At 33.2% G+C, this 25,368-nt stretch carries 17 protein-coding genes; 8 read left to right on the top strand and 9 right to left on the bottom strand.

Going from position 1 to position 25,368, the window contains the following annotated elements:
* Window positions 1-63 precede the first annotated feature (63 nt).
* From GQ47_RS03410 to GQ47_RS03375, 8 genes are all read left to right on the top strand, one after another.
* Window positions 64-981, top strand: a complete 918-nt coding sequence (locus GQ47_RS03410) for an EamA family transporter (RefSeq protein ID WP_035644798.1) — start codon at window positions 64-66, stop codon at window positions 979-981.
* A gap of 287 nt (window positions 982-1,268) precedes the next feature.
* On the top strand, window positions 1,269-1,841 hold the full coding sequence (locus tag GQ47_RS03405) for a Crp/Fnr family transcriptional regulator (RefSeq protein WP_035644796.1): 573 nt from the start codon (window positions 1,269-1,271) through the stop codon (window positions 1,839-1,841).
* Between the two features lie 60 nt (window positions 1,842-1,901).
* Window positions 1,902-2,690, top strand: coding sequence for an SDR family NAD(P)-dependent oxidoreductase (locus GQ47_RS03400; RefSeq protein ID WP_035644793.1), 789 nt, complete (start codon window positions 1,902-1,904; stop codon window positions 2,688-2,690).
* Between the two features lie 96 nt (window positions 2,691-2,786).
* On the top strand, window positions 2,787-5,048 hold the full coding sequence (locus GQ47_RS03395; RefSeq protein ID WP_035644791.1) for an acyl-CoA dehydrogenase family protein: 2,262 nt from the start codon (window positions 2,787-2,789) through the stop codon (window positions 5,046-5,048).
* 127 nt (window positions 5,049-5,175) lie between these two features.
* Entirely contained in the window at window positions 5,176-6,816 is a 1,641-nt protein-coding gene (locus GQ47_RS03390) for a DUF6377 domain-containing protein (protein WP_035644788.1), read from the top strand.
* 208 nt (window positions 6,817-7,024) lie between these two features.
* Entirely contained in the window at window positions 7,025-9,241 is a 2,217-nt protein-coding gene (locus tag GQ47_RS03385) for a glycoside hydrolase family 3 C-terminal domain-containing protein (protein WP_035644785.1), read from the top strand.
* Between the two features lie 196 nt (window positions 9,242-9,437).
* Complete coding sequence (locus tag GQ47_RS03380) at window positions 9,438-10,085, top strand: DUF1349 domain-containing protein (protein ID WP_035644782.1); 648 nt, start codon at window positions 9,438-9,440, stop codon at window positions 10,083-10,085.
* 68 nt (window positions 10,086-10,153) lie between these two features.
* The gene (locus GQ47_RS03375; protein ID WP_035644779.1) at window positions 10,154-11,290 is read left to right on the top strand and encodes an acyltransferase family protein; all 1,137 of its coding nucleotides are present in this window, start codon (window positions 10,154-10,156) and stop codon (window positions 11,288-11,290) included.
* Between the two features lie 243 nt (window positions 11,291-11,533).
* On the opposite strand, the gene GQ47_RS03370 is transcribed toward GQ47_RS03375, so the two are convergent.
* The 9 genes from GQ47_RS03370 to GQ47_RS03330 all read right to left on the bottom strand — a co-directional run bounded on the left by GQ47_RS03370 (window position 11,534) and on the right by GQ47_RS03330 (window position 25,355).
* Window positions 11,534-12,640, bottom strand: coding sequence for an NADH:flavin oxidoreductase (locus GQ47_RS03370; protein WP_035644776.1), 1,107 nt, complete (start codon window positions 12,638-12,640; stop codon window positions 11,534-11,536).
* Between the two features lie 7 nt (window positions 12,641-12,647).
* Window positions 12,648-12,950, bottom strand: a complete 303-nt coding sequence (locus GQ47_RS03365; protein ID WP_035644774.1) for an ArsR/SmtB family transcription factor — start codon at window positions 12,948-12,950, stop codon at window positions 12,648-12,650.
* A 90-nt stretch (window positions 12,951-13,040) separates the two neighbouring features.
* Window positions 13,041-14,588, bottom strand: a complete 1,548-nt coding sequence (locus GQ47_RS03360) for an IPT/TIG domain-containing protein (RefSeq protein WP_035644771.1) — start codon at window positions 14,586-14,588, stop codon at window positions 13,041-13,043.
* A 57-nt stretch (window positions 14,589-14,645) separates the two neighbouring features.
* Window positions 14,646-16,082, bottom strand: coding sequence for a LamG domain-containing protein (locus tag GQ47_RS03355; protein WP_035644768.1), 1,437 nt, complete (start codon window positions 16,080-16,082; stop codon window positions 14,646-14,648).
* Complete coding sequence (locus tag GQ47_RS03350; protein WP_035644766.1) at window positions 16,082-16,684, bottom strand: hypothetical protein; 603 nt, start codon at window positions 16,682-16,684, stop codon at window positions 16,082-16,084. The genes GQ47_RS03355 and GQ47_RS03350 overlap by 1 nt, the downstream gene beginning before the upstream one ends.
* A gap of 41 nt (window positions 16,685-16,725) precedes the next feature.
* Window positions 16,726-17,820, bottom strand: a complete 1,095-nt coding sequence (locus GQ47_RS03345; RefSeq protein ID WP_035644764.1) for a DUF5977 domain-containing protein — start codon at window positions 17,818-17,820, stop codon at window positions 16,726-16,728.
* A gap of 65 nt (window positions 17,821-17,885) precedes the next feature.
* Window positions 17,886-18,254: a tail fiber assembly protein gene (locus GQ47_RS22780; protein ID WP_051951335.1), complete on the bottom strand. Its 369-nt coding sequence runs from the start codon at window positions 18,252-18,254 to the stop codon at window positions 17,886-17,888.
* A 23-nt stretch (window positions 18,255-18,277) separates the two neighbouring features.
* Entirely contained in the window at window positions 18,278-19,435 is a 1,158-nt protein-coding gene (locus GQ47_RS03335; protein WP_035644763.1) for a gp53-like domain-containing protein, read from the bottom strand.
* Between the two features lie 88 nt (window positions 19,436-19,523).
* Window positions 19,524-25,355: a vWA domain-containing protein gene (locus tag GQ47_RS03330; protein WP_035644761.1), complete on the bottom strand. Its 5,832-nt coding sequence runs from the start codon at window positions 25,353-25,355 to the stop codon at window positions 19,524-19,526.
* Between the last annotated feature and the right edge of the window lie 13 nt (window positions 25,356-25,368).

The following is a 25,368-nucleotide window of genomic DNA, read 5'->3' as shown; positions in this document are numbered from 1 at the left end:
GTATCTGTATTGCTGTTTTATTTTTAAGAAATTTGTCTCAACATAAAAGAAGAAATAGAAATCGTGAAAACATCAAAATATTATACTGCTGCGATTACCGCTTATACTGTCTGGGGATTTTTCAGTTTGGTTTTAAGACCAATTCATGATTATCAGTCTTTGGATATATTATTTTTTCGAGTTTTCAGCTGCAGTATTTTAATGCTACTGATCGCTTTTCTTTTTAAAAGAAGCAAAATAAAAGAAACCGTGGGGAGTTTCAGAGCGCTTTCTTCTTCAGAAAAGAAGAAAGCAATTTTGCTTAACATCGGCGGAAGCTTCTTTTTAATGGCCAACTGGTTCACTTTTATTTATGTAATGAATCATGTGAGCGTTAAGGCAACTTCTCTCGCATATTTAGTTTGCCCAATTTTAACAACTTTACTGGCTTATTTTTTATTGAAAGAAAAACTGGCTAAAACACAATGGCTTGCCGTTGGATTAAGTATTTTAGGTTGTTTGTTGCTGTCTTATGCAGATATCATGGATATGTTTTTCAGCATCATTATCGGACTAACGTATGCTTCTTATTTAGTAAGTCAGCGAATTAATAAAGGTTTTGATAAATTCATTGTACTGACATTTCATATTACCTTGGCAGCATTGGTTTTATTGCCTTTTTACCCAGCATACAGCGGACCAGTTCCTACTGAATTTAAATTTTATTTTTTCATTGAAACGATTGCAATTGCGTTTACCATTATTCCATTGTTTTTGAATTTATATGCGCTTTCAGGGCTTCCGTCTTCAACTGTGGGAATGTTGCTAAATCTAAATCCAATGATTGCTTTTATGCTCGCGGCTTTTGTATTTAACGAAAAAATCAGCACTTTGCAGATTGCAGCTTATAGTATAATTTTTATAGCGGTGTTAGTTTTTAATTCACATCATATTTTTGCTCTAAAACAAAAATATATCCTGTCATCTAAAGATTCTCAATAAAGTAATCTTGCATTTTTTATTGGTTTAAAACACAAAATTACGAGAATCTTAACAGGGTTTTAAAACAGGAATGATTATTTTTCATTCCTGTTTTTTTTATGCGATAAAATGAAATAAAAGGTCAGCCACGAATTACACGAATGATTTTCAATAAATGAATTTACAATTCGTGAATTGCTTCGCCTGTTCGCTATCGCTCGGGTCGTGGCTAATTTTTTGCACAAAGAAAATTAATTCTTTTAATCTGTGTAATCAGTATCAGACTATCAATTTAAATTAGATTTTTAATGCACGATAGACTATTAAATTTAGTTAGAGAAATTATTGAAATCGATGAAACTGATATCAAAATGATTCAAAGTTTTTTCGAGCCTATTTCTTTTGAAAAAGGTCAAATTTTAGAAATTGAAAACAAACCTGCTAAGTATTTATATTTTATAAATTCGGGCTTTATAAGAATCTTTTATAATGAAAATGGGGCTCAGGTTACAACCCATATTAATTGTCCTTCCGGATTTATTACTTCTTTTAATAGTTTTATAAATAGAACTGCTTCAAATGAGAATGTAGAATGTATAACATCTTGTGAAGTTTTGCGAATTACAAAAAGCGATTTTGATATTCTTTGCCGAAAAAGTCAAAAATGGGCTGATTTTGCTAAAATCGTTTATGAAAAATCTGTGATTTATAATGAACAGAGAACTAAAGACATTATTAATTTATCAGCGGAAGAGCGATATTTAAATCTATTGAAAAATAATTCTGATATAATTCAGAATGTACCACTTCAATATATTGCATCTTTTATTGGAATCAAACCCGAAAGTTTAAGCCGAATTAGAAGAAAACTAATTTCCTAACATAGGTCAAGTAGAATAGTTTAGTTATTGCTGAATTTTGTATCAGTAAAACAACTAAAAATGAAAACAATAAAAAATAAAACGGTGCTGATAACTGGTGCATCTTCAGGTATTGGTGAAGCTTTTGCTTACGAATTTGCAAAACAAGGATCTAATCTAATTCTAACAGCAAGATCAGAAGACAAATTGAATTTTTTGGCCAGCAAAATTTCTAAAGAATATAAAGTAAAAGTGAGTGTTTTTGGAGGTGATCTTCTTCAAAAAGAAACCCCATACAAATTGTATAATCAAATTAAAGAAGCTGGTTTATCTATTGATATTCTTATAAATAATGCTGGATTTGGGAAATGGACAAATTTTCTGGATGAAAGTATAGAACAGTATGAGGATATGATAGAAATAAACATTAATGCACTGCTGAAATTATGTCATTTGGTACTACCGGATATGATTAAAAAAGGAGAGGGAGGTATCATTAATGTTGCATCTACCGGAGCATTACAGCCTTGTCCGTATGTTGCTGCGTATTGTGCAAGCAAATCTTTTGTACTTGATTTTTCAGAAGCTTTATATGGCGAGTATAATAAAAAAGGTATAACTATAATGGCTCTTTGTCCTGGCAATACAACAACTGGATTTCAATCTGTTGCAAAAGCTTATACAAAAGGTATGGCTGCAGATAAGCCACAAGATGTTGCAAAACAAGGAATCAAAGCACTTCTGAAAAATAAAAGCTTTAAAATTGTTGGAACAATGAATTATATCCAATCGTTTTTGCCAAGATTCTTAACCAGAAAAGCAATGATTAATGTTGTAAGTAGTATGATGAACAGCAAGATAAACAGATAATTTGCATACTGCAATTTCAATAATATATTAAGAGAATCTTAACGAACTTTAAGCGAAATTTCTTTAATTTAACCAAAGTAAAAATTAAGATTCTCTATGAAAAATACCAAACTTCAAGCCTTTATTCCGTTATTTTATTTAGTGTGGTCTGATGATTTACTGACACAAAAAGAGTTTATTACTCTAAAAGAGTTTATCAATTCGCTGTCAGCATTAACTTCAGCCGAAAAAGAATTTCTTCTCTCAAAAGTGGATATTTCAAATCCGCCTTCGCGAAATGAACTCACGCAATGGAAATTAGACATTGAAAAAAGTATTCAGGATAAATCTTCGATAAAATCGGTTTTTGATATTGCAAAAGCGCTTTCTGGAAATGATTTGGATTTAACGCCAATTGAATCTGATTTTAAAAAATTGGAAAACGATCTTGGAATTTTAGGCGAAGAAGCATTGCAGAATTTCAAAACAAAAGCAAATTCGTTTACAGCAAATTCGCAGACATCTGAAAATTTTGATATTAATAAAATAACCGAATTATTAGACGGAAAAGAAGCTCCAATTATAAAAAGAGTAAAATCGATTATTTCCCGACCTGAATTTGCTTATGAAACTTCGACAGATATAAATGTTTTTCGTCAAACCGTTTACAATTGGTGTAAAATTTTAGCCGAAGAAAACTTAGGAAATATGGCCTATCCGAAAGAATATGGTGGAGGAGGGAATGTAGAAGATTATTTTGCAATTATGGAAACGCTGAGTTATCACGATTTGAGTTTGGTGATAAAATTTGGTGTACAATTCGGACTTTGGGGAATGAGTGTTCAGTCTCTTGGAACCGAAAAACATTATGCTAAATATTTAAAAGATATTGGTTCTCTGAAACTTCCCGGATGTTTCGCCATGACCGAAACCCATCATGGATCAAATGTAAAAGGTTTAGAAACTACGGCAACTTATAATCACAGCAATCAGACTTTTACAATTCATACGCCGAATAAAAATGCCCAAAAAGAATATATAGGAAACGCAGCAGTCCACGGCCAAATGGCAACTGTTTTTGCTAAATTAATTATTGACGATCACGATTATGGCGTAAATGCTTTTGTGGTGCCTTTGCGTGATTCAAATGGAAATGTTTTAAACGGAGTTACAATTGGAGATTGTGGTCATAAAATGGGTTTAAACGGCGTTGATAACGGAACAATCAGTTTTGATAACGTCGTAATTCCAAAAGATAATATGTTGGATCGTTTTGCTTCTGTAAATGATAAAGGAGAATTCGAAAGTCCAATTCCGAGTGATAATCGTAGATTTTTCACCATGTTAGGAACTTTGGTAGGAGGAAGAATCGGAATTCCGCGTTCGGCTTTGGCGGCAGCCAAATCAGGATTGACCATTGCCATTCGTTACAGCGATCAAAGAAGACAATTTGGGCCAGAGGGCGGATCAGAAGTTCCGATTTTAAATTACAGAATGCATCAGCGAAGATTATTGCCGAATTTGGCTAAAACATACGCGGTTCATTTTGCACTTCAATATCTTACCAATAGATTTTTGAATCGAACAGAAGCCGAAATGCAGGAAATAGAAGCCTTGGCTGCCGGATTAAAATCATATTCAACCTGGAGCACAAGAGATATTTTGCAAGAATGCCGTGAAGCTTGTGGCGGAAAAGGATATTTATCTGAAAACAGAATCGATGCCCTAAAAAATGATACTGAAATTTACACGACTTTTGAAGGAGATAATACCGTTTTAATGCAATTGGTAGCTAAAAACCGTTTGTCTGAATTTAGAAAATCGTTTGGAGAAATGGGATCGCTTGGCATTATCAATTATGTTTATGAAAATGCTAAAACGGCTTTGTCAGAGAAAAATCCAATCGCAACCCGAAGAACGGAAGACGAACATTTGTTAGATGCCGAATTTCATCATCAAGCTTTTGTGCATAGGGAAAAAACAATATTAGCATCGGCGGCAAAACGTATCAAAAAATTAGTTGACGGAGGATTAGAAGCTTATGATGCCTTTAATGTCGTACAACATCAAATGATCGATGTGGCGCAGGCGTACTTAGAACGTATTGTTTTAGAGCAGTTTCAAGAAGCTTTGAAGACAATTTCAGATGAAAATTCAAAACAAATATTGACCAAATTGTACCAGTTATTTGCGCTTTCGCAGATTGAAAAGAATAAAGCCTGGTATCTTGAAGACGGTTATATGGAAGCGGTTAAAACAAAAGCCATCCGTAAAATAGTAAATCAGTTATGCTGGGATATCCGCCCAGATGCTGTGGCTTTGGTAAATGCTTTTGATATTCCAGAAAGTTGTCTTTCAGCGCCAATTGCAGTTAAATAATAAAGTTTTCTGCCACGAGTTTACGAAGTAAATTCGTGGCAGCTAAAAAAAACTTAGAACCTTAGCATCTTAGAACCTTAGTATCTCATTATATTTGCTTTTCTAAAAACTATCGACCACCACCAAATTGAAAAACCTTTTACTGTTTTGCGCTTTATTGCTTAGCTTTCCAATATTTGCTTTGGATAGCGAAGACATTATTTTGGATAAATTAAATGATGCTTTAAAAAATAAACAGCATTATGTAGAGCTTAAAGAAGAACGAATTTTAAACTTCAAAAGAATAAAATCGGAGAGCTTAACTCCAGAACAGGAATACAGTTACAATAAAACGTTGTATTTAGAATATCAGAAATTCAATTCGGATTCGGCTATTCGTTATGTAAAAAAGAATATCAAAATTGGCGAACAACTTCAGGATAAAAATCTTCTCAATTTAGCACAATTAGAATTGGTTACGCTTTATTCTTCTTCAGGAAAATACCGCGAATCTGAAGCTATTTTAAAAAGTATTAATAAAAACAAACTGGCTTTAAGTTTATTACCAAATTATTACATCGCCTATCGCGAATTTTTTGAACATTATGCTGCAAATAGTTACAATGACGAATACCGTCAGCAAATTGGAAAATATCGTGATTCGCTTTTATTGGTTTTAAAACCTAATACTTTAGATTACAAAATCACGAAACTTACGCAGGATCTTTTTCATAAGAAATATATCAACACGCAAAAACAGCTTGAAAACCTACTCAAAACTACAACCGAAGATAATCCGCAATATGCTATTATTACCTATCTCTTAGGAAAAATTAATGAAGCAACTCACAATCTGGAACTTCGAAAAAAATACTACGCACTTTCTGCAACGGCAGATTTAAAAAATGCTAATAAAGACAATGCTTCTCTGCAGGAATTAGCGTCAGTTTTTTATGAAATTGGCGATGTCGATATGGCTTATAAACTTACACAATCGGCAATTGAAGATGCGCTTTATTGTAATGTTCAATTCAGGACGCTCTTGATGTCTGAAGTTTATTCAATCATCAATACCGTTTATTTGGAGAAAGAAGCAAAACGAAAAACAGAATTGCAATTTTATTTGATGTGTATCAGTTTATTGTCTGTGTTCTTGATTGTTGCGATAATTTACGTTTACAAACAAATGAAAAAGGTTTCGAGAATTCGTGGAGAACTTTATGAAACCAGCCAGAAATTAGCCGAATTGAACAAAGATATTACTCAAACAAACGAGCAACTCAAGGAAACAAATTCGCAATTGTCTGAGTCTAATCATGTTAAAGAAGAATATATAGCGCACTTTTTCAGTCTTTGTTCGACTTATATCAATAAGCTGGAAAATTATCGCATTATTTTGAATAAAAAAGCGACGGCCAAACAGTTTGATGAAATTTATAAAATATTAAAATCAACGACTTTAGTTGATAACGAACTTGAAGAGCTTTACAAAAACTTTGATATTATCTTTTTGAATCTTTATCCAACATTCGTAAAGGATTTTAATACACTTTTAATTCCCGAAGAACAAATTGTATTAAAACAAGGCGAATTGCTAAATACCGAATTAAGAATTTTTGCTTTAATCCGACTTGGAATTACTGACAGTGTCAAGATTGCGGCATTTCTTCGCTACTCTTTAAGCACAATTTACAACTACCGAACCAGAGCTAGAAATAAAGCTGCAGTTTCGCGAAATGATTTTGAAGAAATGGTGGCAAAAATTGGTTCAATGGCCTTGAAATCATAAAGAAATATTTTAAAAGTACTACTTTTTTTACTGTATTTTTTTTATTAATTAATTGAAAATCAATGTATTGGTTTTTTAATTCACTACTTTTTTGCGTTTAAAAATGTAACATGTACGATAACGTTTTAGTTTTACAATATTATTAAAAGGTACAATTGACTACTAGAGTATCTTTAATTAAAATTGAATGCTTAAATAAATAATAGTTATGTTTAAAAACGTTAAAACAATCGTTGTTTTAGTTTTATTGAGTTCATTCGGATTGAATGCACAAAATAAAGTTCCGGTTTATCTTGATGATAAAAAGCCAATTGAAGAGCGTATAGAAGATGCGCTTAAAAGAATGACAACCGACGAGAAAATTGCCATGATTCATGCGCAGTCAAAATTTAGTTCGCCAGGTGTAAAACGTCTTGGAATTCCAGAAAACTGGATGACCGATGGACCGCACGGAATTCGTACCGAAGTAAAATGGGACGAATGGGATCAGGCAGGTTGGACAAACGATTCTTGTATTGCTTTCCCGGCACTAACGGCACTTTCTGCAACATGGAACAAAGAATTGGCTTCTTTATATGGTAAATCTATTGGAGAAGAAGCACGTTACCGTAATAAAAACGTACTATTAGGGCCTGGAGTAAACATCTACAGAAGTCCATTAAACGGAAGAAACTTCGAATATATGGGAGAAGATCCGTTTTTAACTTCAAAAATGGTTGTTCCTTATATTAAAGGAGTTCAGTCAAATGGAGTTGCGGCTTGTGTGAAGCACTTCGCATTAAACAATCAGGAAACAAACAGAAATACTGTAAACGTAGTAGTTGACGACCGTGCTTTATACGAAATTTATCTTCCGGCTTTTAAAGCAGCTGTACAAGATGGAGACGCGTGGGCGATTATGGGATCTTACAATAAATACAAAGGACAGCAATGTTGTCACAATGAGTTTTTGTTAAACGATATTCTTCGTAAAGAATGGGGTTTCAAAGGAGTTGTAGTTTCAGACTGGGGCGGTGTTCATGATACTAAACAAGCTATTTACAATGGTTTAGATATGGAATTCGGTTCTTGGACAAATGGACTTTCTTGGGGAACAAGCAATGCTTATGATAATTATTATTTAGCAAAACCTTATTCAGAAATGATTAAAAAAGGTGAAGTTGGAACTAAAGAATTAGACGAAAAAGTACGTCGTATTCTGCGTTTGGCTTTCTTGACGACAATGGATAAAAATCGTCCTTTCGGATCTTTTGGAACACAAGAACACGCTGATGCAGGTCGTAAAATAGCTGAAGAAGGAATTGTATTATTACAAAACAACAACAATATTTTGCCAATCAATCTTTCTAAAACTAAGAAAATTGCTGTAATTGGTGAAAATGCTATCAAAATGATGACTGTTGGAGGAGGAAGTTCTTCTTTGAAAGCAAGATACGAAATTACCCCTCTTGAAGGATTAAAGAAAAAAATCGGAAATCAGGCTGAAATCGTTTACGCTCGTGGTTATGTTGGAGACCCAACAAGCAACTATAACGGAGTTGTGGCTAAAGTTAGTTTAGAAGAAAAACGTTCACCAGCTGAATTGACTGCTGAGGCTTTAAAAGTAGCGAAAGATGCTGACATTGTTCTTTTCATTGGAGGTTTAAATAAAAGTCCAAATCAAGATGATGAAGGACACGATCGTAAAGGATTAGAACTTTCTTATGGCCAGAATGAATTAATTAGCCAATTGGCGAAAGTAAATAAAAACATCGTTTTCATTAATATTTCTGGAAATGCTGTGTCAATGCCGTGGGTAAAAGAAGTACCAGGAATTGTTCAAGGATGGTTTTTAGGAACTGAAGCAGGAAATGCTTTGGCAAATGTTTTAGTTGGAGATGTGAATCCGTCAGGAAAATTGACTTTCACTTTCCCAGTAAAATTAACTGATAACGGAGCACATGCTTTAGGTCAGTTTCCAGGTGGAGATGAAGTGGTTTACAACGAAGGAATTTTTGTTGGATACCGTTGGGCAGACAAACAAAAAATCAAACCATTATTCCCTTTTGGACATGGATTAAGCTATACAACTTTTGCTTACGGAAAAGTTACTGCAGATAAAAAACAAATGACTTCAGGTGATAAAATAACATTTTCAGTTACTGTAAAAAATACAGGAAGCCGTGAAGGATCTGAAACTGTACAGCTTTATATCAGCGATTTAAAATCTTCTTTACCTCGCCCTATAAAAGAGTTGAAAGGTTTTGAGAAAGTTTCGCTTAAAGCAGGAGAAGAAAAAACAGTAACTTTTACAGTTGATAAAACAGCTTTAAGTTTCTTTGATGATAAAAAACACGACTGGGTTGCTGAGCCAGGAGCTTTTGAAGCTTTAATTGGAGCATCTTCAGCCGATATAAAATCTAAAGTGGGCTTCTCACTTCAATAATTTCATTATTTCTAAATTGGTTGGTTTGTAAAGCTGCAAGTGTAAAAATTTGCAGCTTTGCTTTTGATTTAAATTTTACCATTAAGACATTAAGGTTCATAAAGTGAAGCTTTATTTTCTTAATATCAGCTAAGATTAAGATCATTAAGTCCAACTTAATTTTCTTTATATCTTAATGGTTTAAAAAATAAATGACATGAAAAAAAATACACTTGCCGTTTTGATTTTATTTTTTGTGTGTAAAATCTCGGCACAAAGTTTAAATAAAATGCAATGGTTTAATGAACCTGAAAAATGGGAAATTAAAAACAATGCACTAATCATGAATGTAACGCCAAATAGCGATTATTGGCGAATTTCGCACTACGGATTCACAGTTGATGATGCGCCATTTTACTACGCAACTTATGGCGGAGAGTTTGAGGCCAAAGTAAAAATTACGGGAAATTACATCGCTCGTTTTGACCAAATGGGATTAATGATTCGTGTAGATGAGAAAAATTACATTAAGACTGGAATTGAATTTGTTGATGGAAAATTTAATATCAGTACAGTTGTAACGCACGACAAAAGCGATTGGAGTGTAACAACGCTTGAAAAAGCGCCACCGTTTGTATGGATTAAAGTGGTGAGACGATTAGATGCTGTAGAAGTGTTTTTCTCTTATGATGATAAAAACTACATCATGACCAGAAATGCTCCTTTACAAGATAATACACCAGTTATGGTTGGTTTAATGGCCGCTTCGCCAGACGGAAATGGTTTTGAAGCTAAATTTGAAAACTTCACCGTAAAACATCTTCCAGATCAGAGAAGATTAGAATGGCTGAAAAACCATCAGTAATTGTTTAATTATAAATTCAACAATTATTAATTAAATTCACCATTAACAATTTATAATTAACCATTAATATGACCGGTATTAAACCAAAAAAACATTACGAAATTCTGGACGGTCTGCGCGGTGTTGCTGCAATATTAGTTGTAGCTTTTCATATTTTTGAAACTTTCGCAGGCGGTAACCGATTTAAACAAATTATTAATCACGGTTATTTAGCCGTTGATTTCTTTTTTCTTTTATCCGGATTTGTTGTCGCTTATGCGTATGATGACCGTTGGGGAAAAATGACGCAATGGGAATTTTACAAACGCCGATTAATCCGTTTACAGCCCATGGTAGTTATGGGAATGATCATTGGCGCGATCTTTTATTACTTTCAGGCTTCAGATATATTATTTCCAATGATTGCAAATATGGAAGTCTGGAAAGTGATTGTAACAATGGTAATCGGATTTACGTTGTTGCCAATTCCGCCTTCATTAGAAATCAGAGGCTGGGGAGAAATGCATCCTTTAGATGGTCCGGCATGGTCACTTTTTTTCGAATATATTGCAAACATCTTGTACGCCCTAATTTTTCGCAAATTTTCGAACAAAGTGCTGTCAGTTTTCGTGCTGATATTTGCCGGACTGCTAATTAATTATCTGGTTTTTGGACCAAAAGGCGATGTAATAGGAGGCTGGTCATTAAACTTGGAGCAAATGAATATTGGATTTACCCGTTTGCTGTATCCGTTTTTTGCCGGAGTTTTACTTTGCCGTTTAGGAAAATTAATTCATTTAAAAGGCGCTTTCTGGATTTGCAGTATTTTGATCACTATCGTCTTAGCTTTGCCAAGATTTGGAGACGAAAACTCTTTATGGATGAACGGTTTATATGAATCTTTCTGTATTATTTTGGTATTTCCACTTATCGTTGCAATTGGTGCAGGCGGACAAATTAAAACCGCTTTTTCGGCTAAAATATGCAAACTTTTAGGTGATATTTCATATCCAATTTATATCACACATTATCCGCTTATTTACTGGTATACGGCTTGGGTCGTGAACAATAAAGTTTCGCTTGAAGACGGATTACTTCCTGGAATTGCACTTTTAGTAGCAAGTATTGTTTTAGCTTTTGTATGTTTAAAATTATACGATGAACCGGTTAGAAATTGGCTTCAGAAGAAATTTCAGAAAAAAGGTTCTGAGGTTCTAAGAAGCTAAGATTCTAAGTTACAAAAGAAAAAAACTTTGACTCTTTGTAACTCTGTTTCTTTTGAGTCTGATTAAAATATTGAATTTCTAATTTTGTTAGTTATAGATATTCAAAAAAAGAGGGATAAACATTAATTGTTTATCCCTTTTGTATTTAAAGTTATTCTAAAAATCTGTATAAAAATAGAGAATAGAAAATAGAAAATAGAAAACTTAGAACCTCAGCTTCTTAGAACCTCAGAACCTTAAAAATTATTCTAAAACCAAAGCTCCCAAAGCTTCTTTACTGAAACCTTTTAATTCCTCAGTTTTTCCAGCTTTAATTTTCGCAACCCAATTTGGATCTGATAAAAGAGGTCTTCCAACGGCAACCAAATCAAAATCGCCTCTGTCGAAACGTCTGTTTAATTCTTCTAAAGAAGTTGGTTCAGAACTTTCACCAGCAAAAGCTCCAAAGAAATCGCTTGAAAGACCAACAGAACCAACCGTAATTGTTGGAACTCCAGTAACTTTTTTCGCCCATCCGGCAAAGTTCAAATCAGAACCTTCAAATTCAGGTTCCCAGAAACGACGTTGTGAAGCGTGAACAATATCAACTCCAGCATCAACAAGAGGAGTAAGCCAAGCTTCTAATTCCTGTGGATTTTTAGCTAGTTTATAGTTATAATCAGAAGGTTTAAATTGAGAAAAACGCATGATAACAGCGAAATCATTTCCAACTTGTTTTCTGACTTCTTTTACTACTTCAATTGCAAATCGATTACGTTCTGGCAAAGTTTTTCCGCCATAAATATCTTCACGTAAATTTGTTTCGGCTCTAAAGAATTGGTCAATTAAATAACCGTGTGCACCGTGAATTTCGATAGTATCAAAACCAAGTCTTTTTGCATCAGCAGCAGCTTTACCAAAAGCCAAAATTGTATTTTCAATATCTTTTTCTGACATCGTAACTCCATTTCTGAAATCAGGACGATTTAATCCAGACGGACCTTCAAATGGAACAGGAGGAACCCATCCAGAATGATGATTATCCATAATTCCCATATGCCAGATTTGGGGGCCCATTTTTCCGCCGGCAGCATGAACTTCGTCAATAACTTTTTTCCAGCCATTTAAAGAAGATTCTCCATAAAAATGAGGAACGTTTGCATCGTTTGATGATGAAGGTCTGTCGATTACAGTTCCTTCAGATAATATTAATCCAACTTCGCCTTCAGCTCTTTTTTGGTAGTAAGCCGCTACTTCGTCAGTTGGAACTCCGTTTGGAGAAAAAGAGCGCGTCATTGGCGCCATTACGATTCGGTTTTTCAGATTTAACGACTTTAAGTTAAATTCCGAAAACAGGTTGTTTGTACTCATAGTAATTTTACAAATTAGATTGAATTAATTTACTGAGTGCTTCAAAGGCACCTTCGTTACGTTTATAATAAGTCCATTGCCCAACACGTTTGGCTTCGATAAAACCAGCGCGCTGAAGAATAGACAAGTATTCAGATACTGTAGATTGTGTCAAACCGGCTTTAGCCTGAATTTGTCCTACGCAAACGCCGTGTTCAAATCCGCCATGTTCCAGCTGACTGGGAAAGTTTATTTCAGGTTCTTTCAGCCATTCCAGCATTTGCAATCTGGACTTGTTTGAAAGGGCTTTAAAAAGTTCTATATTTTCCATGGCGCAAATATATCGACTTTTCCCGATATATCAATTAAGATAAAATTATTTAGGATAATTTTGTGATTGCAGAAGGTGTACGGATAATCTTTAACTTGCCAATTCAATATATTTTATATCCGTAATATCATAAACATCTACTCTGATTTTTAATTTTAAGTTTTCAGCAAATGTTTGTGTAAATGTTTTAAACAAAACATTGTTAACGTAAGCATACATTATTCCAGATACCCATCTGTATTCATAAGTCGAACCGTTATCTGTTGCATAGTTGCCTAAACTTCCGTCAACTACGCTATTAAAAGAACATCCTCCAGCAAAGCCTGACCAATATAAATTACTTGAATTACTGACTTTTTGTAAAATAAATAAAGGAAGTCCTTGTCTATTTAGATACGGTCCCAGAGGTGATAAATTACGCTTAAATTGAATGCTGAAATTTTTTGTAAAATCAAATTGCTTATTCCATTCAGCATATCCAATAGAATTATATGTTTCAGTATAAACATTATCATTGACAACATTAACTGGTTCTGTCAAAGTCCACTCGGAAGAGATAGGCTTAAATACTGTCCCCAAAACAATTAATAAAGCATTATTAAATGTTGCTGAAAGTCCATTATTTAAAGTAACAGAAAAACTTCCTTCTGAAGCTCCGGTAGTAACATTAACCTTAATCAAATTATCATTAATAAAAGTTACATAGTTTACTGTTTGACCAACAATTGATACTGTCATTGTTGGTGTAAAAAATGCTCCTTTAATTGTTATGTTGCCCGTATTTGAAGGTAAAGGACTATCAGCAATTAAAGATTCTAAAAATGGCGCTGGAAATGATGAAATAGTATACATTTTTAAATTACCATTAGCGTCTGTTCCTAATACTTTGTTAGTTGGTGATTGTCCATCGTTACGTGTAGACAGATAATTACTCAATTTGATGTCTTTATTTAAAAAATCGGTGACTTCAATAACATTTGAAGCTGTAATAGCTGGTTCTCCAACACCAAAAGAACGACCTCTTAAGTTTAATTCGAATGTTCGGCCTGTATCGCTGGTTGTGTGCTTTACAATTTCGTTAGGTCCAACTACAAGTACAGGATTCAAGGCATTAATATAATTTACAAATCCTGTGACGTTTTGGGTTGCTAGCGCAGTTGATACTATTGTTTTTACTGTAGTAACAACATTTGATACTCCTGAGAGTTTGGCAATTTCTTCGGCATTAATTAGTCTTTCGCCGGGTGCTTTATCAACTTTGGTATTTTGCAATGTTTTACCCATTTCTGCAGTTAAAGCCTTTGTAGTTCCGCCGGAACTTAGGTTATTAACCAAAATTGTATCTAAGGAAGCTTTTACATCTTCAATTGCATCGACTAATTTTTGGATTGTATTTAAGTTGACATTATCTGAAACTAATAAAGCATTAATGTCGTTGATAAAGTCTTTTAAGATCTTACCTTGTCTGGCATCTAATGCTTTGCCCGCATCAGTATAGTCAAGGGCATTGTAACTGTCGACTTTTATAGCATTAATGTTGGTAAATTCTAATTTGCCACTATCGTCTGTGGTTAAAATTTTATTTGACTCATTTGTTTCCAAATCAGCCACTTTTATTCTGTTGTAGTTTGTGCTCATTTTTTATATTTTGAGTAAATATTTGAATAGATTCACTATCTAATTCTTTTCATATAATTATAATTCCGACCCCTTTTTATTGTTGAAAATTAGTTTGATTTCTTGGAGTGTTAAATTTCTATTGTAGATTGCCATTTCATCAATAGAACCATTATATCCAGTAGAAGAACTTGCAATTATAAGCTTATTTGCCTGTGTAGAAACTGTATTTGTGAAAACAGAAGCTACGTATTCATTTACATATATTCTTGAATTGTTTGTTCCAGGTGCAAAATTAATTGCTATTAAGTTCCAGTATCCAGTTGCAGTTTGTTGCGTGCCTATATTACCATATACCAATTTTATTGTATATGCCCCATTTTTAGATATTAGTGTTCGAGGATTGTTCAAGACATTTGTGGATTTTACCCAAAAGACAATAGCTCCAGTATTCAATTGAAAAGCAGAAGGGTTTCCGAGGTCAATATAGTCAGTCGTTCCGTTAAGAAACGCACTAGTGCCTCCTTTTATACCTGCCACTCCTAGAGTACAACCTGAATATATACCATTGTTTGTACCATAATTATCAAATAAAATATTTCCCGAAGACTCATTGAATCTGTAATATGATATAAGACCATTTGTAGAAATAGTAGAAGTACTGTTTGTCGAAACTGACAAGGTATTACTTACATAAGACCTATTATAATAAATATCAGTAGAGTAGATTTCAATATTATAATTGGTATTCGCCGTCAGCCCATAAATGTATGATCCACTCCCTGGTATATGAGTATAATATGCGCCATTAACCCAAACTTCATAATCACTAAGAGTATTCACACTTAATGGTATTGCGAAGTTTAATTGTATTGCAGAATTATAAATGTCTCCTGCAGATAAATTAGTTATAGAATTAGGTTTTGTGAAATCTAAAATATATGTTGTAGTTACTCCTATAGCTGCTCCACTTACAATGTCATTATCTGGATTACCTGCATTTACAGTTCTTAGATAGTCATTAGTATACAAATTTGTGGGACGAGTGGTACTTTTGAAAACGCCTTCATTGTTAGTAACATTTTTGCCTAAATAAATTAATGAAGGTAGATATAATGCCTTTATAGGATACATCGTTTCATAATCAGTTCTTTGGTTTTCATGATAGAAGCAGAATTCTCCAATTGAAGTAACTTTTGGAAGATATACATATTTTAGCGAAAAGCATGAATAAAACGAATTTGCAAGAGAAGTAACTCTTCCATCAAAATCAAGGAAGTATGTTATAAGTGAGCCGTTGTTGCTAAACCCATTTCCTAAATTATAATTTATATTGATTCTGCAGCTGATATCTAATCCATTTGAATTTATTTGAAAGGATTTAATATTACTTACTGCGATACCTAATTTGGTCGCTAAAGCTGATGCTGTGCTTACTTGAAGAGCAATTCCCCCTATGAATGTATTAGGAGAATTATTTTTTAATTTTCCATAATTATAGCTTCTAATTCCCATTATTGTAGAAGAATAATACTGTTAGTAGTACCTTTTTGAATAAATGAGAAAGTACTTTTTTCTAGTGTAGCATTTGGAGAACCAAAAAGCCAAGTTTTTGGGGCGGTTATTTGCCATGTAATTGTGACTCCAGGCATTGTAATGCCTTGAAAAGCAAATGAATCACTTAGTGATGCAGGTACCGTAATAGTGCAGCTAGTTTGTATTAAGACAGTCCTGCCTTTCCAAGATTCTTGAATGCTTGTGCTTGAATTAATAATAACTTGTTCTAAAATATCAGCATCGATGCTTCCGCTTCCAAGCAATGGAATGCCACAAATAGTTTTGATATTTGTTCCAGAAACTAAAATCGATTGATATAAACTATCAAAATAAGACTTAAGACCGTTTTTAAAGCTATCAATATAATCCTTTAAAACTTTTCCTTGTCTCGCATCCAGAGCTTTTCCTTCTTCAATATAATCTAATGCATTATAATTTTCAGCTTTTAGATCATTCACATTCATAAATTCTAATTCGCCAAGTGAATTAGTACTTAAAATTTTGTCTCGCTCATTTGTTTCTAAATCGGAGACTTTTATTCTATTATGATTAGTGCTCATTTTTTTTTGTTATTTAAAAGATGGTTGTTTTATTTTTTAATCTATAACTCGCATTCTAAATAGATTTCTCCAGTATCAGGAGTCATAGAAAGTGTAGGTCTGCTATTGCTGGTAGGAGCATTATTTTCTTTATCTCCATTTGAGATTAGGAAAAAATTAAAACCTTCTCGATTGTTTAGTAAATCTAAATGAGCAGGTTGTAATTCTATTTCCCCGTATTCAGTTGAGTTGGTTGGAAAAGTAGTGCTTCCAATAAAAGTACTCATGTCCCAATCATTCCAATCTTCAAGCTGAAAATTTTGAGAATAGGGAACAACATTATTTGTTGCAAATAGATGAAAAGTTAATGCGTTTCCTATAGCATTTGAAGCAAATCTAAATTTCAATTTAGCAGATTTTGGCTTTGATTCAAGAGATAAAGTATCAATCGTAGCTCTATATCTATTAAGGATATATTCTTGCGTATCTTTTGCTGCTCCTAAAAGATTATTGCTTTGATAATACGTTTGAGCTGTCGTAGCGTTTCGACAGTTATCCCAGTTGGTATTTCTATTTTCAAAAATTACCGACTTTGTTACTGGTAAATTTAAAATAACAGGTAGTGTCGTTACTGCTAATAAATTACTATTGCTCGAATTACCAGCTGCGTCTTTTGCTTTTACATAAAAACTGTAGGCTGTAGAAGATGAAAGTTCGTCAACTATATATTGCAAAACATCATTTGAAGTGGATGCCAAAAAAGTATCATCAATAAAAATATCATAACCAATAACTCCAATGTTATCTGTAGACGCAGTCCATGACAAGACTACCGTATTTGAAGCAACAACTGATGCACTTAGTACAAAACTGCTTGGTGGAGTGTTATCAATCATACATACACCTATATTATTGGCATAAGCTTGAGTATTAGTTTTTAGCCAGGCTTCTGCCTGTTCATTTGCCTTTTCAATACTTGAATTTGATACAAATTTATTGGCTTCAGCAGTTAAAGTTACTGAACTAGGGATTCCTATAGCACAATCATTCTTAGTTTTGGTTAAAGTTTGCTCTATATTATAATAAATAGTTTCCCCTTCAGTAGGTACATAATTATCTATATAAGCAAAAGGTTTGTATGTTGTATTTTCTTCCATATTTATTTTAATAAAGAATAGTTATTTGATTGAATATTCATTTAAAATCTATAAATGAATATTTATTAAATAGGTTTTACTGGCCAAACAACTGTTGCTACATCTTCAAAATCAGTCAGATCTCTTAGTTCTTGTCTGTAATTTTTCCAAGCCGATTTTTTCTCTTCAGAAAGAGGTGAATCTTGTACTTGCGTCCAGTCACTTTCCATCAATAATGAATTTCTTTTAGCTCTTAAATTTTCTAAAAGCTCTTCTTTATTTTGAACAAAAGGAGAAAATGTATGTTTGCCTTCAATTACTTTATAATTTTTAGACAATGCCTGTTGCCATTCTTCTTCGGTTAATTCGATATTTGGTTTTGGAATATTTTCATGAATTCCTTCAACATAAAAGCCTGTGTAATCTCCGTTTTCGTTATATGTTCCTTTATACATAATTTTTATTTTTCAGTTTATAATTAATAGCCAATTGCGAACATGTATCCGTAACTTCCGTCAATAAGGGCATAATAAGTATTGTTCGTAATATTAGCTACGTGATTGTATCCTCTGCTTCCAGAGCTCGTTCTTAAAGTAGATACCATAACACTTAAAGCGCCATTTGGCCATGTTAAAGGAAAGTTGTAGGTATTGGCATTATTCATTAAATAAGCCCACTGTAATATTAATCCGTTGCTAAATTTTTGATAGCCTCCAGTGAGAGGGATTGTACCAATAGAATGTCCAGCATCATAATCAGAGCCAGGAGAAGTTGATACGGAGCCATCTGCCATTAAAAATTGATTTGAAGTTCCACCAGTTTTAATAAAGCTTTTACCTTCAACAGCTTCAGTAAAAGTTTTATTTCCTCCAATTGTTTGCGCTGTTGTTAAATCGACGTATTTGGTATTCAGTTCCAAATCAGATAAAGTAACTGTGCTTTTGTACCAATAATCAACCTCGATATTACGATCTTCAATTACAGCTGAGAATGTAATAATTCCATTGTTGTAATCTACAGCATAATCTTTGCCTGTGCCTTCTCTAAGTAGCTGGCCGTTTTTGTAAATTCTGATACTGTCTTTTACCGGAATTTCTTTTAAAGTGATTTTATCGTTAGTAAAAGTATCTTCGTCAAAATTTTCTTTAAAAGGAATAGATAAATTTCCAAGAATCGGATCTGAGCCAGCTCCTTCAGATTCAGTATCAAAATTTTTAGACCAGTAATTTATTTCAATATTTCGACCATTTATTGGAGATGAAAAAGTAAGTACTCCACTGTCGTAGTTTAAATTATAATCGTTAATTTCTTTTAATAATTGCCCATTTTTATAGACTTTAACGCTGTCTGCAATAGGAGCTTGATCTAATTGAATAGATGATCCTGAAAAGTTATCCTGAAATTCTTTATAAGGAACGTAACAATTACCTGCAATAATTCCTGCATTTTGAAAAGCTGCTTTTAAAAGTGCTGGAGTGATGTAATGTTGATTATCTGTTCCTGTTTCGACCATTTGAAAGTCGGCTTTGTCGTCTTCTTTATGAACGAAATTGTCAAAAATTTCTACGAAGTCAAGGTGTGATGGAATATCTCCATCTTTGAATTTGTTGTGAAAATCGTTTCTTAGTATTGCCATTTTATTTAGTTTTATTTCTTTGCTTTTAAATGTTTTAATGAGACCTGAAATAAATACCAATGATTTGATTCATTGGTATTTATTAATTTTAAAGAGTTAGGATTTTTTCGTCACTGTTGAGCATGCCTGATGTGTTTTCTGAGATTACTTTAAAATGATGGTAAATTCTGTCACCGTCTTCATTTTTGATAATCAATTCATCAGTATTTAATTTTGTCTGCTGAAGCGGTAAGGCAATATTTTCAAGATTTGTTGAAATTTCATGAATTTTATCCCAATTACCCTGACTGTTCATTTTGTATAAATGATATTTACCATTATAAACGGTTTTATTCCAATTGAAAACTACAGGTTTTAAGATTTCTCCATTTGTTCCCGAGACAGTTGCAGAAGCTTCCAAAACTGGTGATTCTGGCGAAACACTATCAACAATAACAGTTGCTGTAATTTTTGACGGCTGTGACGGAGTATAATCAATATTTATAATTGGATTTTCAGTAGTAGATTCCGGATCCGCATATTCAATTTGTTTGGAAACCGTAATTCTGTAAAAAAGACCATCACCAAATGGAACTTCTTCTAAATCTTGAAAATCATCGTAAACGGTCCAGACATTGTCAAAATCAGCAGATAAAGTATCTTCATTAATTACAATTTCTTTAGCCAATTTCATTGTTCTTATTGACTGAGCTTCCAACATTGTTGTAGCACGATAAATATTAATTTTCCTGATTTTATATTCTGGCTGATACGCATTTAACTCAATTTGAACGGTAGGTTTTATTCCTAACACCTGGTTTTCAAGAATTGGCATAATTCTCTTAATTTCTGGAGTTTTTGGTGGAGTAGAAGCTACTAATTTTACAGGTCCTAAAAGATCGCTGAATTCACCGAAATTCATTTTGATGTCCATTTCACGAACAGCGTAGAAATAGATATTCTGCGAGTTTCCATCCAGATTAAAATCGGTAAATTGTACTCTGTTTTGGCTTTCATTTACAACTTTCATCATTGGAGCAATGTCAAAATCAGTGTCAGTTGGTTTTAAAGCATTTCCATTTTTATCTTTAATAGTCTGTTTTTTATTAACCGGAACATAGTTATTACCTTTAATATGCTCATAAATAACAGGAACTTCAGTTAATGGGACAAAAGCATTATGAACAGCTTGTTCAATAAAATAAACCGCTAACATTGGCTCCTGAACTGCTTGTGAAATTAAAACCTGATTTAATGATGCAATCGAAGTTATTGTTGACTCTTGCGTACCTTGTGTTTGATTATGCCATTCAATAAAATCATTAATTAGTTTTATAAATTCTGCGTTGTCAGGTAATGGAAACTGATAATTTTCTTCAGATTCGTTTTTTGGAAAAACGTCATATTGACCTCTTGTTGCAAGTTCATTAAAATTTAAAAAATCTGCCCATCTGTCATTAAAATCAATTTCATCATTTCCGCCCAGTTTGTTCAATTCTTCTCGGATTGTAGTTACAGTTTCCGGTTTGTATAAAACGTTAAGCAAATCTTCGTCATTGGCTCTGTAATGCAATAATCCATAAGGTTTTCTACTATCATCATATTTAGTTGTGAAAGTAAAAGTCGAACGATTATAAAAATCTGGACGAGTTGCATACAAACTGCCACCAATAATTTCTTCAGGTTTCTCCGTTTTTTCAACTTTAACAGCATACATCGGACAAGGAATACTAATTTTTGATTTGTAACAAACATCTGTTTTTGAATGTGTACTGACTCCGAAAACTGAATAATGCGTATTTTCATTCTCTCTTGGCAGAATATTTTCTTGAGTAATTCCCGAAACAGCGTCTGCGTACAAATAAACCTTGTAACTTGGATAGTAGTTTGCAGACTGAGACACATAATCATTCTCATAATCTGACACCCCGTTTTCTGTGTGAAGACCATTTTTAGCACCTAAAATTTCATCATAACCCTCAGCCATTGTTTGCGTAACATAATTACCAAGTTTAAAATCTGGATCATCAATATACAAGACTAAATCTCCAGTCGTACCGATGTTTTCTGTTTTATAAACCTTGAACTCTTTTCTTGATTTTTTAGGTACAGGATTTCCTTCTTCAAAAGCATCTTTTGTAAACAATCTCACAATACCATTCGACCATTCCACGGAGTTTTCTTTTTCCGATTTAAATTGAAAATGCTGAGGTAAATTGAAATTTTTGAAAATGATTTTATACAATCCTAAATGTTTTTTCTCAGATAATAATGGAATTGGATTGCCTTCGTCATCTACTTTGTACGTTCCATTTTCATTCATTTCATACGAATTTTCAAAAACTCGTTCAACTACTACATCATTCCAAACTCCTCTTGTTTTTTCTAACTGTAAATCCCTTCCGTTTTGACTTATATGTTCAATAACTTCTCTGTGAATTTTGTTTAAACTCTCAGGATATTGAACTGTAAAATCAATTTGAGGTTGATGCCAATTAGAAGCTGTTTGCATGTTTTGTACCAGCGTACACAATCTGCTTTCAGGAAGTTTAATATCTTGAATCTGTTCAGAATCTATTGTTGCATCTCCATCAGCATGAAGTTTGTCAGTAACTTCCTTTTTCAATACTTCGATAAGAGCATAATCAAAAACATCATTAGAATTTTCATCCTTCTTGAATTTAACTTCGATATTTTGAATGATATAATTTTGATCTCCAATCGTTAAAACTCCTCTTTCAAATCTGGTTTTATTGGAATTATCTAATCCGAGTTTAACTTGCTGGTCACTGCTGATAATTCTATACTCTCTTATTTTTACAATTGAAGTAAGGTTATTGGTGCTATTGTTTACAATACTTTCAATTTCACCATATTCGACTTCAGGAAGTCCGTCTTTATGATACAGTTTAAAATGATCTGCAAGTATTTCTTTGTCATCAGGAAAAATAGATTCTTTATCGGTTTCTGCATCTGTGACGGTCATTTCTCTTGGAACAGGATAGCTTAACAATTCCTGAGCAGAATAATAATCAAACATGATTCTGATCAATGTTTTGTCTGCTCCGGTAATCTTGCCTAATAGTTGTTGTTCTGATTGAGAAGTAAACATTAACGGATTTTCTTCAGTAACCAAAAGAGCATTCATATTGCTCGGAGGCATTAGATTATTGGCAGGTTTAATGTCAGATTTAATGCTGATTTGACGCCCAGATGTTGCTCTTGAGAAAATGTTAATTCCGTATGCTTGATAGATATAGGTATTTTCTCCTGTTTGTTCCTGAATGGCATTTAAAACGGATTTTCCAGCCTCAGGAATATTAATCGGAACAGTTTCAAATTCTGATTCTTTTAAATTTTGATTGACACTTTTGTACTCAATATCATGCGACAGCTCTGGAGTTTTCCATGTTGGTTTTGTAGCAATTTTATGGTCGATTCCTAAATAAATAGGGAAGGTAAAAGCACTTCCATCATATTCTAATGAAGATTTGAAAAAGTCATTTTTTGAATTAGGATTTACGGTATCATAATCCATAACATCATCCATAAACAAACTCACAAACCTTTTCTTTCCATCAAAACTGTAACCTTCAGGATCTGTAATTCTGTTATTTGGATTTTCATCCGAATTAACATTTAATCCAGGAACAATTTTACTTAATTGAACAGGAAGCGGCATACGTTCAGTATTGATAGAAGTTGGAATACTCATTGAAAGATGTTGCATTTCTTTTCCTTCTATACCTTCTTCTAAACTTCCAAAAGTGGTATATTCTGTTAAATAAACATATTCTCCATCATAAACTTCCTCATCAAGATCTAAACAGCCTAAACCTAACATACGTGCAACGTGATAATCGTTTGCAGCAATATTTAAAATATCCAGATAAGATATTTTGGTTAAATTTTCAGCATATTGTTGTACTTCTCCTTCTTTTGGCTCATTGACAGGTATGCGATCACCAAAATGAATATCTTTTTCTGCTTTTGGATTGCCTGATTTACTTAAATCAATATATTCCAGTACAATATCTTTGATGTTTTCATCCGTAATATCATTTTCAACAGTTGGTCTGTTCCATTTTGCTTTGTAATTTTTAGTGTTTACATATTCACCGTCATTGAATTTTAACCATTTTCCGTGAACAGCATTTAACTTTGGTTCAAGCTGTTCGAAAACTTTAAAATCATCTGTGTCAAGACCATATTTTCCTTTTAAAATCCAGTCTCCATTGGTATTAGCATTTGTAATGAAATCAGAATAAAACTCAAATTGAATAGCATTTAAAAGACAATAATCGGCTTTAAATCGAATACTTCTTCCATTTTCAGCAACTACACGAATCTTGTTGTTTAATTGTGCAGAAGTATATGTTTTACGGCTGCTAACATTTTTAGAAGCTGTAATTTTGTTTTCAGCAACAGATAAGGTTTCCAGTTTTACACTTTTTGAAGTATTTGAAGATGAAAAATCTAATTCGGCTGCAAAAAATAAATCTGTTTTGGTTTCAATTTCAATCAAACCATTTCCATAAGCCTGCATAAAAGCTACAGGATTTGTTAATGGATCAATACTAAGTTTAATTGATTTATATTTTTTATCGTCTTTAAAATTGATGTAAACAGATCTTTGCGGATTTACTGTTTTGTAAATCCAAAGTGCTTTTTTGTTGTCAACAACATTTGGATTTTGCGTTAAATCTACCGTTTGACTGATTTTTGTATAAGGTGCTCTGTAGACTTTTACAAAGTCATCAGGTTTGTTAAAACTAGAATTAGAATTTTCTCCATCGTACAATTCGCCTTTTGGGAGATGGTTTTCTCCTAACTTGCCATTCAGCATCCATCGAAGATGAATTCCTTTTGTACTGTCAATTCCTCTTGAACCAGCCGTAACAACTTGTAAATAGGTTGACTGTAGATTTGTTTTTCCTGGAGTAATCTCAATGGTTGATGATTCTCTTCCAACATTAAAATTAATGCTTACTCCTAAAGGATTAAAGACATCGCTCAGATCAACAAGCGTTGAAAAATGGCCAAAACTCAAAGGTTTCCCTTCAATTCGAATTGGAACTTCAACTTCATCTTTTCCTGAAATTGTAACCGAATTGTCAAGCTTAAAAGTAAGTCCGTTTAGATTTTTCTCGTTATGAATTTTTGTTCCGGCGCTTAAAGTCAGCGGCACTCGACTTTTGTTTTTTAGAACTAAAGTCCCGCATTGTGCGCTAATTTTTAGACCTTTTTTTAACGAAGGATAAACCAAATTGTCATCAATAATGCTTACGTTAGGAAAACAGCCAATTTGTAAATCGGATAAATTGGTTGCAAGTCTGTTTAATTCAATTCCTAAAGTACTGAAATCGGGAACTCTGATATAATCTGAATCTAAGGCAGAAGTTTGATCATTTTTTAAAACTGGTGTTCTTTCTAAAAAGTTTGTCAGCGGCGTTGTCAATTCTTCAATAGTATCAAACGAGCTTGTTACTCCGTACACAAAAACTTTCGAAGTTAGATTTAACTCAGTAAACAGATTTTTTAAATACTCAGAATTATTGACTTGCAGACCGTCGGTAACTACAAAAACGATATCTGGAGTAACAGATAAATTTTTGGCAACATTTAAACCAGAAGCCCAATAATCTGATTGTATGCTTTGATTTCCAAGACCATATAAACTAATCCAATCAATAAAATCCTGACTATTACTTGAAATTTTTTTCTGGATAACGTTATCGGGTCTAACAGCGGTATCGCTGTTAGACATTCCGATTAACGAAAGCGTAATATTACTTTGTGCCTGAGAATTGATAAATGAAGTTAGCCCGTCGCGGATCTGCTGTGCTTCGTTTCCATTGATCGAACCAGATTCGTCGACTACAATTGCTACATAAGTTGCACAGCCCGAGAGCTGGCTTTCCTGAAGATTTATAGAACTCATTTTTTTCTTATTT

It is taken from the genome of Flavobacterium sp. ASV13, from assembly GCF_000745775.1.
GTDB lineage: Bacteria > Bacteroidota > Bacteroidia > Flavobacteriales > Flavobacteriaceae > Flavobacterium.
Note: the sequence above shows the minus strand (reverse complement) of the source record. Positions and strands in the feature narration are given on the sequence as shown.